This window comes from Phocaeicola barnesiae DSM 18169 = JCM 13652 (genome assembly GCF_000374585.1).
Classification (GTDB): Bacteria; Bacteroidota; Bacteroidia; order Bacteroidales; family Bacteroidaceae; genus Phocaeicola; species Phocaeicola barnesiae.
In genome coordinates, this window is the sequence record NZ_KB894663.1 from 35,256 (window position 1) to 47,785 (window position 12,530).

Genomic DNA, 12,530 nt, shown 5'->3' on the forward strand with positions numbered 1-12,530 from the left:
TACGCTTTTATGATTTGTCGGGTGCAAAGTTCGGAAGATTCCCCTGATGCCTCTATGCCTTAAAAAGAGGAATATATGCCATTTTGATAAAAGAATGATGTATATTTGCAGAAAGCAAAGAAACAAGAGCGATGAAAACGATAACCAACCCCGAAAGACTGGTCAGCGTCCCGTTCAGCAAGACACGTTGCGGCGTGGACTTCTACATCAACACAGGCGAGAGCAAGGACATCTGTGGTGTCTTGACCGAGCACCGGACGTTCAAGACGGATTTTTTCAGTTTCTATTTCTTTCGCCGCGCCAATGGCTATGTGCTGTTAAACTTCCGCAAAATAGAATTACGGGACGATATGGTGCTCCTCCTGTCGCCGCACCAGCAACAGGAATGGCACGTGGACGAAGCGGAACTGGACTACACTTTCCTTATCTTCCGCGAGGACTTTATGCGCACGTTCATCGCCGACAAGTTCTTCGTCTATCGCCTGCTGTATTATTATCAGACCGACACGCCACCGTACCTGTTTGCCGCGCCGGAAGAACTGGCGGAATATATGCGCCTCTTGGGGAAGATAAAACAGGAGCTGCTGCATCCTGTGGCAGACACTTACAACCTTATCGTATCTGTGCTTTACTATCTGTTGGTGGTTATCAACCGGGCATACGCCAAAACTTACCGTCTGCCGGTCGAAGTGCCGAAGAACAATTATGCATTCCAGTTCAAGGACTTGCTCGAAAAGCATATCCACACCGTGCAGCGTGTTCAGGAATATGCCGATATACTCCGCGTGAGCCGTATTACTCTGAACAATTCTGTAATGGCGCAGTTCGGCGTGTCCGCCACCCATCTGCTCAAACAACGCTTGTTGGAGGAATTGAAAAACGAGCTGTTGTTCTCCGACCGCAACGTGAGCCAGTTGGCGGACGAGTTCCACTTTTCCGACCCCAGCCATCTGATGCGTTTCTTCAAGCAACAGACGGGAAAGACGTTTACGCAATATATCACGGACTACCAAAAGGGGATTTACGAGTAATCCGTCCCAATAAGCGTTGGAAACTGCATCGACAATATCAATCCGTCAAGATAAGCACCGTCGACGGGTGACGAAACCATTAATCGGCACGGATAAGCACTAAATACGGCGACGACAGTCCTCGCGAACTTGGAGAACCACTGTCGTCGCTGACGACAACGCCAATCGGTGTGGATTATCATTTTCGTAGGCTTACATCACATCCGGGATGAGCCTACCAAAGGTCGGACCTTTGATACCCTAAGTCCGGAACTTAGGCCACCTCTGTTCCGTACTTAGGTAGGCTCGCTTCCGGAGGGCGTGCGGGACGGGTTAAACGTTGCCGTAAGATAGGAAGATTTTTTGACGTGGGCAAGCTATTTATCGGTCTTGCTCAAATTGTCTAACATCTTTTTCAGATTGGCGGCGTTTTCCTCATCAGAGATAGTCGGGTCTTTCAAGAAACGGGAGCAAGGAAGCTCCGTACACTTGCCGCAATTATGCTGATGCTTCTTGTTCACGCAGCAATCATACACACGGCAGCAGTCATCGCCCGTATATTGCAGCCAAAAGACTTTCCCTTTAATCTTCCGACATCCGGCGCATTGCAAGGGAAACAGACCGCACTCCACGCAGATAGCCCCGCAAGGCGACACCTCGACATATTCGTCTTTCCAATGCCACCAATGGCATTTCATCGGGTCGGGATTTTCTGTATTCACAAAATACTCGACGGCACGATACAGGTAAAGTTGGCAACGGTCGAGGGTGCATCCGCGCAAGGCGCATTCTTCGGCATACAGTTCGTCTGCGCTCTTGCCTTTCAGGGATTCGATGGTTGTATAGCCCATCGCTATCAAGTCTTGTTCGGTCGTTTCGCCGACGTTGGGGATTTTTCGGAGTTCGCTCATATTGCAATGTTTTCTGTTGATGTTTGCGAAGATAAAGAAAATCGGGGAGCGGGGGGCAAGGATCATTCTCTTGCTACTTGAATAAGGTAATGATTTCCCCGTCTGCCGCTCGGCTATGATAATCGGGGTCGCGTCATATCTAACCTTCAACAGTTGTTTTGCAATAATGCGCCAACAGCGGTAATAAACGCTTCGGCTTTGGGCATCAGTTCATCAATCTCTTCTTCGCTTGAATAAGCGAAATCATCGTAATCACTGCTATGCCTACGTTCGAAAAGCAAAGAAAAAGTGCGCCCTATTTCCCGGGATAAACGTCCGGTAGCTACAAAGTGCATCCCTAACATCTGTTTGACTCCGGCGTGAGTGCCGGGATTATAACACAATTCCTTCATTCATTACATTGACGTGGAACGGCGTGCGGAAAGGCAGGCTGTCCCACATTTTCTTCAGCAAGACACGTGCGTTAATCTGTACGCCGGTCTCAATCTCTATGTCATAAAGGGGGGCGATAATGCGGTCTTCCTCTTGGATGCTGAGTTTGTTGCCATCCACCAAGACCAACAAGTCAATGTCACTGTCGGGACGGGCATCCCCTCGCGCTTCGCTTCCATACAAGATGGTTTGGGCGTTGGGCGCCACTTGTGCCAATGCCTCCTGTATCCGTTTTACAATTTGTGGACGTTTCATCTTCTTCTTTTCTTATGTTTATTGCAAAGATAAGGAAAATCGGGGAGCGGGGCAAGGTTTCTATCTCTTCTTTTATCAAAATGGTAGCATACGGCTATGGATTGGTAGCGGCTGTTTCTTGCGATGCCTGTACTTTTGCACCGGACTAATCAAAGGAGATTTTCAATATGGTTTCAAAAGAAAAGATTGAGTTGTTGAGGCAGAAGATAGACGAGGCGGATGCCATCGTGGTGGGCGGAGCGTCGGGAATGTCTGCCGCATCGGGCTTCGTGTTCTACTATCAGGAGGACGATGTGTTCCGCCGTATGGCAGGAGGTCTGGCCGAGAAATACGACCGGCACAATATGTTCGACCTGTTCTATGACCGCCGCCCCTCGCGTGGCGAACAATGGGCGTTGATGCTGCGCGTCATACACTACATATATGAATGCTATACAGGCGAGACTTATACAGACTTGGCGGAACTGCTCAAAGGGAAGGATTACTATATTGCTACGACCAATCAGGACGCGCAATTCTATCGTGTGTTCCCTGCCGGGCGCATCACGCGCATACAAGGCGATTGGCGGTACTGGCAGTGCAGCCGTCCGTGCCACGACGAGATATATGACAATAAGGAAAAGGTTTATCGGCTTGTCCGGGAAATCATGGATGATGCCTTGCCCGATGAACTCATACCCCGCTGCCCGCATTGCGGCAAGGAGTTGGCTCCGTGGGTGCGTGGTTACACCTTCCTTGAAGGCGAATATTACCAACGGGAGATGAAACGGTATCTCGATTTCCTCCGCGCCAACTCGCGGCGCAAGGTGCTTTTCCTTGAACTCGGTGTGGGGATGATGACCCCGATGTTCATCAAGGAGCCGTTTATGAATATGACCTACCAGTTCCCGAATGCTTTCTATGCCACCGTCAACCCCCAACACGCCATTATCCCGAAAGAGATTGCAAGGAAAAGCCTTGCCATTAGCGATGATATTGCCGTTACGCTGAAACAACTGTTGGGCAAATCCACGGCTGGAATGAAAGCATTTGATGCAAAAGAAGCGTTTAACCCGTCAAGAGTATATTGATATGACAGAGATACAGAGAGCCGCCCAAGCCATCAAGGATGCCGATGCCTTGCTCATCGGCGCAAGCAACGGATTGTCCATCGCCGAGGGTTATCACATTTTCGCCAATAACGAGATGTTCCGCCGCCAGTTCGGCGACATCCAACAGAAATACGGCATACGCAGTGTCATTGAAGGATGTTTTTATCCCTACCCGAACGAGAAAGACCGTCAGGAGTTCCTGAACCGTTTGGTACAGCATTGGGTAACAAATTACCGTCCCTCGCAAGTAATGAAAGACCTGCTTGCCGTAGCCGGCGATAAGGACTACTTCATTCTTACATCCAATGCCGATACACATCTGGAACTGTCAGGTTTCGTGGCAGAAAAGGTGTTCGAGGTGGAAGGCACTTTCGAGGATATGCTGCATAACCGCCCGATGCAAAACAAGAGTCAAGAAGCCAATGCTTTCCTCAATCGTTATCACGGCAAGCGGCTCGCCATTCTCGAACTGGGCATAGGCAGCCGAAACCGTCTGATAAAGCTGCCGCTGATGCAACTGGCGGCACGTGAACCGCAAGCCACATATATCACGCTGAATCTCGCACAGGAATTGTATATTCCCGATGAGATAGCACATCAATCCATTGGGCTGGCTGGGGATATTGCCCTCACGCTTAGGGAATTGAAGGAGAAATTGGTATGAGGAGTTATCGTAAACATTTGTCGGGAGAAGCGGCTTTCAAGTCGTTTGTCCCGATGCCCCTTTCAGAAATACAGGTTATCCATACGGAGGAATTGGATAAGCTGATAATGGAAACGGAAAGCGCAATGCAGCAATTCAATGATGACGCTTCACAACTTTCCGAGGAACAGATTGAGCAATTGATGCGGCAGGAAGCGGAAAATTCCTGCAAACTGGCTTTGGGTGAACAGCCTTTGTCTTTTGGTTTTATGCCGGATGCGGATAGTGCGCTGGAAGAAGATACGGACAATCTGCTGAAAGCCACTTCCTACGCCATTGAAGCGATGGATGAATTGCCGTTGAGCACCCGTCTGTTGAAAAACGCCCATTATCTGATGTGCTATAGTGAAAGGTATGCAAAGAAATATCCGGGAGAGTTCCGCACATCTCCTGTTTGGATTGGTTGGAAAGGGAACGGACTGAAAGACGCTATGTTTGTTCCGCCCGTGTATGATGATATGATTGAAGCCTTTTCCGACCTTGAACGTTACATCAATTATGAAGATTTAGAGAATGTATTTGTACGAGCCGCTTTGATACACTATCAGTTTGAAATGATACATCCCTTCATTGACGGGAATGGCAGAGTTGGACGGCTGCTCAACACATTGTACCTGATGGAGCAGCATGTTCTCAAATGCCCGGTTCTGCAACTATCCAATGTATTGAAGAAAAGTATTCTTGGATATTATATGGGAATACAGCATGTCAATGAGACGGGAACGTACAATGATTGGCTGCGCTTTTATTTGAATGCGATTAAATCAGCGACTTCAATCACCTGCTAAAAACGCCAATTGCTGCCAAATGCTTCCACGAAACTGCCAACCCATTGTTTGATGCGCAATACCCCTTTACTTTGCAGGCAAAACCGAGTATCAACATTAAAAAGTATCGACAATGGAAGTTTTAATTATTCAGAAAGAGGCGTTCGAGGAAATGGCGGCGAAGTTCTGCCGTTTCACGGAACGGGTGGATGCCATCCTCGCCAAGCAGGGAGGCAAGTCATTGAATGCGTGGATGGACAACCAAGAAGTCTGCCGACAGCTTAACATCAGTCCGCGAACCTTACAGACGTTGTGCGACAACGGCACGTTGGCTTATTCGCAAATCAACCACAAGGTGTTTTACAAGCCGGAGGACGTGATGCGCATCGTCAAGCCCGTAGAAAACAGACGAAAAAATCCGGCTACCTAATAGAAATATCCACTAAATCCAATGTAGCTATGAGCGAAATGATTACCAAGAGCCATGCGCTGGTCGCCCAATTCGGCGACACGCTTGACCGTCTGCTGGACGGCATTGAGAACTTTGTGGCAAACAGCCGTCCGACTTTGGGCGGTGAACGCTTCCTGACGGACAGGGAGGTTTCGGCACGACTGAAAGTGAGCCGCCGCACCTTGCAGGACTACCGCAACACCGGAATGATAGCCTACTACCAGTTGGGTGGCAAGATTCTCTACAAGGAATCGGACATCGAGCGGATGCTTGCCGCCAATTACCGGGAAGCGTTCAGATAGCATCATAAAAAGGAATACGACCAGAGGACATCAGGTCGTATTCCTTACCGTGTCTGGTCGTATATCCTTTGTATCAACAGCTATACTCCTTCCTAGAATATGCCACTGGCGAAAAGGACAAACATAGAGGTTCTTTCCGACTGGCGGCATACAGTTTCCCCATGACAAACCGCCTGAATGCCATGCACTCCTTAGTCCGCAGCCGAAAGGCAACGGCAATCACCATTTCAAGACTGTACACATCATAGCTTATCCCGTTGTCCTGCCTGACGTAGCGCATGGTGTCGCTTTCCAACAACTCCATGTTCTTGTAAATGGTATGGATAGCCCTGCGGATGTCGCAACCGAACACATTGAACGCATCGGACATTTCCTGCTGCGTCATCCATACGGGAACGGTCGGAATAGTGACCGCACCGTTTTCGTTGATTGTGATAATTCCACGTTCCATAGTCATTTCCCAATTTGCTCATTATTTAAGTCTGTTTCTTTTGGCAATCCTTGCCTTTTGTACCATTTGCCTGTTCCGTACATCATTCTGACCGCCATCAGGTTGTCCATGTCCTTGGATATCTTCTTGTCCGTCACTTCCGCGTACCGTTGGGTAGTTCTTATGCCTGAATGCCCCATCATTTTGGCGATGCTCTCGATGGGTATGCCCTCTGAAATTAAGAACGTTCCGAAGGAGTGCCGACTTTGGTGGTAGGACAAGTTTTCTTTACGTCCTATCGCAACGCCCAGCTCGTGTATCTCGAACCACATTTCGTCACGACTCGGAAGCGGGAACACGGGCTTGGTGTCGTCCGTGGTGTTGTAGAGGTCGAGTATCTGTTCGGCTATCGGGTGCAGGGGGATGAACGCCTCCACGTTGGTCTTCTTGCGGTTGATGCGGATGTAACGCCTGCCGTCGGCAGTCCTGCCGATGTGGTGCGGATGAAGCAGCATGGTGTCCACATACGCCAATCCCGTGAACGTTGAAAACAAGAACGCCCTGCGCCCCAGCTCCTGCAACGGGTCGAGCATCGGGGTTTCAAGGATGGCTTTCAGTTCGGCACGGCTGATGTGCCTGTGCTTCGGCGTGGGCTTCTTCTCGTATTCCATGTCCTCCAACGGGTTGGCTCGGAGTATCTCGTAGTCCACTGCGAGGTACACCAGCTTGCTCAGCCAACAGAGGCACTTGTTGATTTGCTGTGCGCTGAAATTCTTGTTGCGCTTCATGAATGCCTTGTAGGAACTGCCGAAGTCCTCCGTGATGTCGGTGAACTCGATGTCCTCCTTGCCCAATGAAGTGAGGTATTCTTTCAGGTATTTCTGGTAATACCCCGAATGGCGGTAGGTGGACGTGGAGTTTATCTCCTTTGAACGGGCAAGCAGCCGCTCGCGTTCCCTTTCACCCATCTGCAACAGCTTGGTGGGGATGACCGCCCTTTTCGCCAACGTGTTCTTGAGCAGTTCGGCGCTCACCACGTTCTGTTTCTTCAAAATTTCATCGTAGGCAAGCCCTACGGACTTGCGGAACTCCTGCAGGCGGTTGTTCTCTCTGACGGTACGGATGGTTCCTGTCTTGCTGTTCCAATCCTCCGGACGGCAATAAATGCCCGTCGCCATCGTGGAACTCTTGCCGTCAACAGTGATACGGCAAAGGACGGCGGTCGTACCGTCCGCTTTCACCTTGTTTCTGTTAATATACGGTAATATGGAAAATGTACTGCGCATAGCTATGATATTTTGGGGGCTATTGAATTGAATTTAATTTGATTACAAAACAAGTTTCAAGTCTTTGGTCGCCTCGATGTACTTGTCCATGTCCTCAAAGAGCTTCTTCGTGGTGACACGTAGGCTCGGCTGTCGGAAACCTACCACCGTAAGGTGGCATGGCGCCGACAGCCGAGCCTACAGATAACCGTGCAGAAATTGGATAATGACCTCACGATGCTGGGCGACAAACTGAGCAAATCATTCGGAAACGTGAAAATAGCTGGGATATGAAACGGGAAATAATCACAACGGATAGCTATGGTAGAATTACCATACCATCCGATACAGGTAATATATGGATGAATGAAATGGAGCTGGTGGAGCTGTTCGGGGCAATCGCCCCGACGCTCCGTGCCGCCATTCGTGCCGTGTACAAGTGTGGAAATTTTAATCCTCTTGAAGCTGAAAAACGTATCAAGCTGCTCAACGGCTATTACGCGGACATGTATGCCTTGCCGATGGTGGTGGCACTCGCTTTTCGCATTGACACGTCAGGTGCCGCAACGGTTCGCAATGCACTGCTGGAAAGATTGTGCCGACGAAAAGAAAAACAAGTCCTGCTAGTGTCAATGAATAACAGAATGCCGTATGAATGTTAGGGTGAACTTTTTATGTTCAGCCACTACAATACCTATGCGGACATCAAGCGGCGGAAGAACGAGAGCCGGACGTATTTCTTTGACAGGGCGGCGGAACGGCTGAACCGCAGGATGATGCGGGACGAGGAGGCGGAACGGAAGAGGCGGTGAAGCAAGAAAATAAGCGATAAGTCCGCCTTGATTTATTACGAAAAAAATAAAAAAAGTTTCTACTATATTTGTATTATCAAATATAAATTGTACTTTTGCAATACAATGTCGCCCTTAGGTGGAAAATACTAAGGCTCGCCACCCCTAAAAAGGTGGCTTATTTTTTATATATACAATTGGAATATGGAGCAAAAACAACGCGTTATAGTCTATATTGATGGATTCAATTTCTATTTCGGACTGAAGAGCAATGCTAAATGGAAGAAATATTATTGGCTTGATATAGTCAAGTTGTTCGAGATGTTCATGCGCCCGAATCAGGAGCTTGTTGCCGTCAAGTATTTTTCGGCAAAGCCTGATGATATAGACCAAAGTCTTCGCCAGAATGCCTTTTTTCAAGCCAATAGAGAAAATCCAAAATTCAAGTTGATATTGGGTAAGTATCTGAAAAAATCTATAACCTGTTTCAAATGCGGAAATGTTATTCATACCCATGAGGAAAAGGAAACTGATGTACGAATAGCCACACAGATTGTAGCAGATGCCTATCAGAAGAATTGTGATATATCCATTGTAGTATCAGCTGATAGTGACATGATACCTGCTATCGAACTTGCAACAGAAGCTTGTCAAAAGGTTTTTGTATATTTCCCTCCTTACCAGTACTCCAGTAATCTTGCTACTATGGGTATGGGTAAGCCTATCCATATGAAACAATATGAAACTCGTTTCAGGCAATGTCTTTTACCTGATGTGGTACATCTTGGAAAGGCAAACTTTGATTTACAGATACCTAAGAAATGGAAGGCTTTTCAGTCAATCTGAATCAGAAATACGCGTTATAAAAAAGGAAAATCCGTAATACAGTCTGGAATATCCAGTCGTATTACGGATTTTTCTTTTCGTCTATGATATTTCTATTTGTTCTGCAAGAGGTATTGCAGTTCGGGGTCGGACTGTATGCGCTGCAACTCGTCAGCGACAATCTGCCGGACCTCGGCACGGATACGGTTGTAGTTATCCTAGTTCATCTCCTTCATGCGGTCGTTGCCGCCGGCATCTGTAAAGTCCGTGATGACGGGTATAGACCGGTAAGCCTGTTCCTCACGCTTCACTTTCTCGGCATCGACCACAATTGGATGATTAACGGTTTAATCTGACGTAGTGACGACATGAAGTCATTAAATCCGTAAATCAGTGCGTCAGTCAATCTGTAATTATCTGCAACATCCAGTCCCCGAAGACGTGCATATTCCCCGACTTCGGGCTTTTTTATCTCCTTTTATCTGAAAGAGCCACCCGTTTATACTGCATTTTCTTTTGGCATGACCTATTTTGCGCCGTTCCGCATAGATTTGCGTATCAAGATTTTACCGACACTTCCGTAGCTTTGCAACCATGTTTAACCCGTTGCCGACAGAATGTAGGCAGCACTAAAACCTGTATCAAGAACATGAAGAAAAAAAGGAATCATTTGCGTAGGTACAATTCTCTACAAGATTGTGAACCAGTCCCGCATTGACGGAGGCTATATGAAGAAGGTACTCTCACAGGCTTTTGGAAACAGAAAAGCCATAGCTCATTAGGGCATTTTCTTTACGCAGTGCAGGTACCGCTAAAAATGCCCCAATGATCCAACGGGGTTACACCCCTCTGGACACCCCCGTTTGCCATGAGGCATGACCGCAGCTGACGGAAACCAACAAACCAAATTGTCAAACTTGAAAACGAAAAACAAGCATGGGATATATAAGCATTCAAATCAACAAAGCGAAAGGCTCGGCTGACACGGGCGCATCCGACCACATAGAACGTAAGACCATACCCAAGAACGCAGACCCTACACGTACACATCTCAACCGTGAACTGGTGGAGTTCCCTGATGGAGTGTCCGACCGTACCGAAGCGATAAGCCACCGTATCCGTACGGCAGGCATCAAACGTAAGATAACCCCTGACCAAGTGCGGGCAATTAGAATCGTGCTTTCGGGTACGCACGAGGATATGATGAAAATACAGGACGAGGGCAGACTTGATGAATGGTGTGATGACAACCTGCAATGGCTGCACCATACCTTCGGCAAGGAAAATACAGTTTCGGCAGTCCTGCACATGGATGAGCACACACCGCACATTCATGCCACGGTCGTACCGATAGTAACAGGAGAGCGCAGGAAAGCCAATAAGAAGCAGGCGGATGGTAAACGCTCGTACCGCAAGAAAGCCAATACCGTGCGCCTGTGTGCTGATGATGTATTGACACGTGAGAAACTGGTAACGTATCACGACAGTTATGCAAAAGCAATGGAGAAATATGGCTTGCAACGTGGTGTGCGTGGCTCGGAAGCACGCCATACAACAACCGCCCAATACTACCGTGATTTGAAACGGCAGACGGGTGAACTTGAAGCCAACATGCGGCAGTTACAGACAGAGCGGCAACAGGCAGAGCAACAACTTGACGAGGTAAGGCAGGAGGTCAAATCGGAGAAACTGGAAGCAACCAAGACGGAAGTGAAAGTCGCATTCGTGGCAAAGGTCGGTTCTCTTTTGGGCGGTGGTAAATTGAAAGAGCTGGAAGCCAACAACCGCACCCTGCAAGGCGAGGTCGCCGCCCGTGATGAGAGCATCAAGTTGTTGCAACAGCAGATGCAGCGGCAGCAAGAGGAACATAACCGCCAACTTATGGAATTGCAAGTCAAGCACCGCAGGGAGATGGCAGATAAAGAAACGGCACACCAAGAAGAAGTGTCATTCCTGAAATCCATCATCCAAAAAGCCAAGAAATGGTTTCCGCTATTCCAAGAATTGGTGTACATGGAGAAGTTCTGCCTTAAAGTCGGCTTCAACGAACGGCAGACCGCCACGCTCATCAGCGGCAAGCCGTTGTTCTATGAAGGCGAACTCTATTCGGAGGAACACAAGCGGAAGTTCACGACCGAAAGGGCTGGTTTCCAAGTGGTGAAAGACCCGAAAGACAAGTCTAAACTTGCACTTTCCATCAACGGGCAACTGATTGGCGAATGGTTCAAAGAGCAGTTTGGCAGGCTGTTTTCATCCGTTAAAAGGACGGTTGAGCCGCTCAGGAAAGGCAAGGGCATGGGATTATAAACAATGCCAACGGGAGGATAGCAAGTTTGTGTTTTGGGCAGACCAAAACCGCTTGCTGCCCTCCCGTTAATCATTCATATAGAATCTTTATCTTAAAATATTTAAATTCCTCAAAGCCTTTTCTATTCCATTATCATCCACTGCTCCGGTAACATACTTTGCAACAGATTTTACTGCCATTGAAGCGTTTCCCATGGCAATACCTATTCCGGCCCTACGAAGCATAGGAATATCATTCCCTCCATCCCCAAACGCTAAAGATTGGGACAAATCCAAGTCGAAATATGCGGCAAAATCTTCCATGCCTGTTGCTTTATTCACCCCTTTAACATTTATGTCAGCAAAATAAGGATGCCACCTTGAAGCGGAAAGATTGGGTAATTGGGACATAACAACTTTTTCGGTATCTGCATCCAGATAAAAGCAGAACTGGCAACATGTATGCTTTTCAAAATATCCTTTTAAATCAACGATACTAGGAACAGGATGTTCTACTATTTTTGCCGCATCTATTACGGTCGAATTCAAGCGGTTCACGAAAACTCCTTCATTCAATTCCAAAGCCATTGGAAAATGAAACTTCTCGGAAAGAGCCAATGCTTTTAAGAAGTCTGCACTGGAAATTTGCTTTTGTGAAACAATTGTTCCGTCTCTTAATACACATTCTGACCCATTCAGGGTGATGACAGCATCGTAAGGGACTTCTGCTATTTCTTGAATATTCTTTGAAGCACGTCCAGTAGCTATTATAATTTTATTCAAGTTTCGCAAGTACTCAAATAATGTAATAAAAAAGGCTAAAGAGTTTGATAATTCGATGATTATCACTATATTAATGTCGCCAAACAAACGATATAGCACCCTTTAGCCATGAACAAAAATAGATATATTATCGGTGAACTCCAAGAGTTTTTTGCAAAGAATGACTCTAGCAAGGCAATAAACAGCATATCAACCATTATGAACAGCATAAGGATACAAAGCAAAGTC

General features: G+C 47.5%; 15 protein-coding genes and 2 pseudogenes. 10 read left to right on the forward strand and 7 right to left on the reverse strand.

The features are described from left to right. Positions 1-131: 131 nt before the first annotated feature. Positions 132-1,031: a helix-turn-helix domain-containing protein gene (locus tag C510_RS0115015; protein WP_018712095.1), complete on the forward strand. Its 900-nt coding sequence runs from the start codon at positions 132-134 to the stop codon at positions 1,029-1,031. A gap of 356 nt (positions 1,032-1,387) precedes the next feature. On the opposite strand, the gene C510_RS0115020 is transcribed toward C510_RS0115015, so the two are convergent. The 3 genes from C510_RS0115020 to C510_RS0115030 form a co-directional block, all read right to left on the reverse strand. Further along, entirely contained in the window at positions 1,388-1,921 is a 534-nt protein-coding gene (locus C510_RS0115020) for a helix-hairpin-helix domain-containing protein (RefSeq protein WP_018712096.1), read from the reverse strand. A gap of 146 nt (positions 1,922-2,067) precedes the next feature. After that, on the reverse strand, positions 2,068-2,313 hold the full coding sequence (locus tag C510_RS0115025; protein WP_081621857.1) for a HEPN domain-containing protein: 246 nt from the start codon (positions 2,311-2,313) through the stop codon (positions 2,068-2,070). After that, positions 2,294-2,608 (reverse strand): nucleotidyltransferase domain-containing protein, encoded by a 315-nt coding sequence (locus C510_RS0115030; protein ID WP_018712098.1) that lies wholly within the window; start codon positions 2,606-2,608, stop codon positions 2,294-2,296. The genes C510_RS0115025 and C510_RS0115030 overlap by 20 nt, the downstream gene beginning before the upstream one ends. A gap of 167 nt (positions 2,609-2,775) precedes the next feature. Here C510_RS0115030 and C510_RS16715 point away from each other — a divergent pair, with 167 nt between their 5' ends. From C510_RS16715 to C510_RS0115055, 5 genes are all read left to right on the forward strand, one after another. Further along, positions 2,776-3,678, forward strand: a complete 903-nt coding sequence (locus C510_RS16715; RefSeq protein WP_018712099.1) for an SIR2 family NAD-dependent protein deacylase — start codon at positions 2,776-2,778, stop codon at positions 3,676-3,678. 1 nt (position 3,679) lies between these two features. Then, entirely contained in the window at positions 3,680-4,363 is a 684-nt protein-coding gene (locus C510_RS0115040) for a hypothetical protein (RefSeq protein ID WP_018712100.1), read from the forward strand. Beyond that, a complete protein-coding gene (locus tag C510_RS0115045; protein WP_018712101.1) occupies positions 4,360-5,190 on the forward strand; it encodes a Fic family protein in 831 nt (276 codons plus the stop codon). Before C510_RS0115040 ends, C510_RS0115045 begins: the two co-directional genes overlap by 4 nt. 112 nt (positions 5,191-5,302) lie before the next feature. After that, a complete protein-coding gene (locus C510_RS0115050) occupies positions 5,303-5,599 on the forward strand; it encodes a helix-turn-helix domain-containing protein (RefSeq protein WP_018712102.1) in 297 nt (98 codons plus the stop codon). Between the two features lie 29 nt (positions 5,600-5,628). Next, on the forward strand, positions 5,629-5,922 hold the full coding sequence (locus tag C510_RS0115055) for a helix-turn-helix domain-containing protein (RefSeq protein ID WP_018712103.1): 294 nt from the start codon (positions 5,629-5,631) through the stop codon (positions 5,920-5,922). Between the two features lie 73 nt (positions 5,923-5,995). On the opposite strand, the gene C510_RS0115060 is transcribed toward C510_RS0115055, so the two are convergent. Then, complete coding sequence (locus tag C510_RS0115060) at positions 5,996-6,373, reverse strand: virulence RhuM family protein (protein WP_025892670.1); 378 nt, start codon at positions 6,371-6,373, stop codon at positions 5,996-5,998. A 2-nt stretch (positions 6,374-6,375) separates the two neighbouring features. Continuing rightward, on the reverse strand, positions 6,376-7,638 hold the full coding sequence (locus tag C510_RS0115065; protein ID WP_026320250.1) for a site-specific integrase: 1,263 nt from the start codon (positions 7,636-7,638) through the stop codon (positions 6,376-6,378). 269 nt (positions 7,639-7,907) lie between these two features. Between C510_RS0115065 and C510_RS0115070 the strand changes: the two genes are divergently transcribed. The 3 genes and pseudogenes from C510_RS0115070 to C510_RS0115080 all read left to right on the forward strand — a co-directional run bounded on the left by C510_RS0115070 (position 7,908) and on the right by C510_RS0115080 (position 9,254). After that, positions 7,908-8,279 (forward strand): hypothetical protein, encoded by a 372-nt coding sequence (locus C510_RS0115070; RefSeq protein ID WP_018712106.1) that lies wholly within the window; start codon positions 7,908-7,910, stop codon positions 8,277-8,279. A gap of 24 nt (positions 8,280-8,303) precedes the next feature. Next, positions 8,304-8,429 (forward strand): annotated as a pseudogene (locus C510_RS17255) (RteC domain-containing protein); the annotation flags it as partial. A 183-nt stretch (positions 8,430-8,612) separates the two neighbouring features. Further along, complete coding sequence (locus C510_RS0115080; protein WP_018712107.1) at positions 8,613-9,254, forward strand: NYN domain-containing protein; 642 nt, start codon at positions 8,613-8,615, stop codon at positions 9,252-9,254. Between the two features lie 92 nt (positions 9,255-9,346). Here C510_RS0115080 and C510_RS17555 read toward each other — a convergent pair. Then, positions 9,347-9,565: pseudogene (locus C510_RS17555) on the reverse strand (conjugal transfer protein TraG); the annotation flags it as partial. A gap of 604 nt (positions 9,566-10,169) precedes the next feature. Here C510_RS17555 and mobV point away from each other — a divergent pair. After that, positions 10,170-11,540 carry a MobV family relaxase gene (mobV, locus tag C510_RS0115090; RefSeq protein WP_018712109.1) on the forward strand — a complete coding sequence of 457 codons (1,371 nt, stop codon included), beginning with the start codon at positions 10,170-10,172 and terminating at the stop codon, positions 11,538-11,540. Positions 11,541-11,627: 87 nt separating this feature from the next. Here the strand turns inward: mobV and C510_RS0115095 are convergent, their stop codons facing one another. Next, a complete protein-coding gene (locus C510_RS0115095; protein WP_018712110.1) occupies positions 11,628-12,389 on the reverse strand; it encodes an HAD-IIB family hydrolase in 762 nt (253 codons plus the stop codon). Positions 12,390-12,530: the final 141 nt, after the last annotated feature.

Coding starts and splice junctions, on each gene's coding strand:
- C510_RS0115060 (WP_025892670.1), bottom strand. CDS start 6,373: ATGGAACGTGGAATTATCACAATCAACGAAAACGGTGCGGTCACTATT.
- C510_RS16715 (WP_018712099.1), top strand. CDS start 2,776: ATGGTTTCAAAAGAAAAGATTGAGTTGTTGAGGCAGAAGATAGACGAG.
- C510_RS0115050 (WP_018712102.1), top strand. CDS start 5,303: ATGGAAGTTTTAATTATTCAGAAAGAGGCGTTCGAGGAAATGGCGGCG.
- mobV (WP_018712109.1), top strand. CDS start 10,170: ATGGGATATATAAGCATTCAAATCAACAAAGCGAAAGGCTCGGCTGAC.
- C510_RS0115020 (WP_018712096.1), bottom strand. CDS start 1,921: ATGAGCGAACTCCGAAAAATCCCCAACGTCGGCGAAACGACCGAACAA.
- C510_RS0115030 (WP_018712098.1), bottom strand. CDS start 2,608: ATGAAACGTCCACAAATTGTAAAACGGATACAGGAGGCATTGGCACAA.
- C510_RS0115025 (WP_081621857.1), bottom strand. CDS start 2,313: ATGAAGGAATTGTGTTATAATCCCGGCACTCACGCCGGAGTCAAACAG.
- C510_RS0115070 (WP_018712106.1), top strand. CDS start 7,908: ATGAAACGGGAAATAATCACAACGGATAGCTATGGTAGAATTACCATA.
- C510_RS0115055 (WP_018712103.1), top strand. CDS start 5,629: ATGAGCGAAATGATTACCAAGAGCCATGCGCTGGTCGCCCAATTCGGC.
- C510_RS0115065 (WP_026320250.1), bottom strand. CDS start 7,638: ATGCGCAGTACATTTTCCATATTACCGTATATTAACAGAAACAAGGTG.
- C510_RS0115040 (WP_018712100.1), top strand. CDS start 3,680: ATGACAGAGATACAGAGAGCCGCCCAAGCCATCAAGGATGCCGATGCC.
- C510_RS0115015 (WP_018712095.1), top strand. CDS start 132: ATGAAAACGATAACCAACCCCGAAAGACTGGTCAGCGTCCCGTTCAGC.
- C510_RS0115045 (WP_018712101.1), top strand. CDS start 4,360: ATGAGGAGTTATCGTAAACATTTGTCGGGAGAAGCGGCTTTCAAGTCG.
- C510_RS0115080 (WP_018712107.1), top strand. CDS start 8,613: ATGGAGCAAAAACAACGCGTTATAGTCTATATTGATGGATTCAATTTC.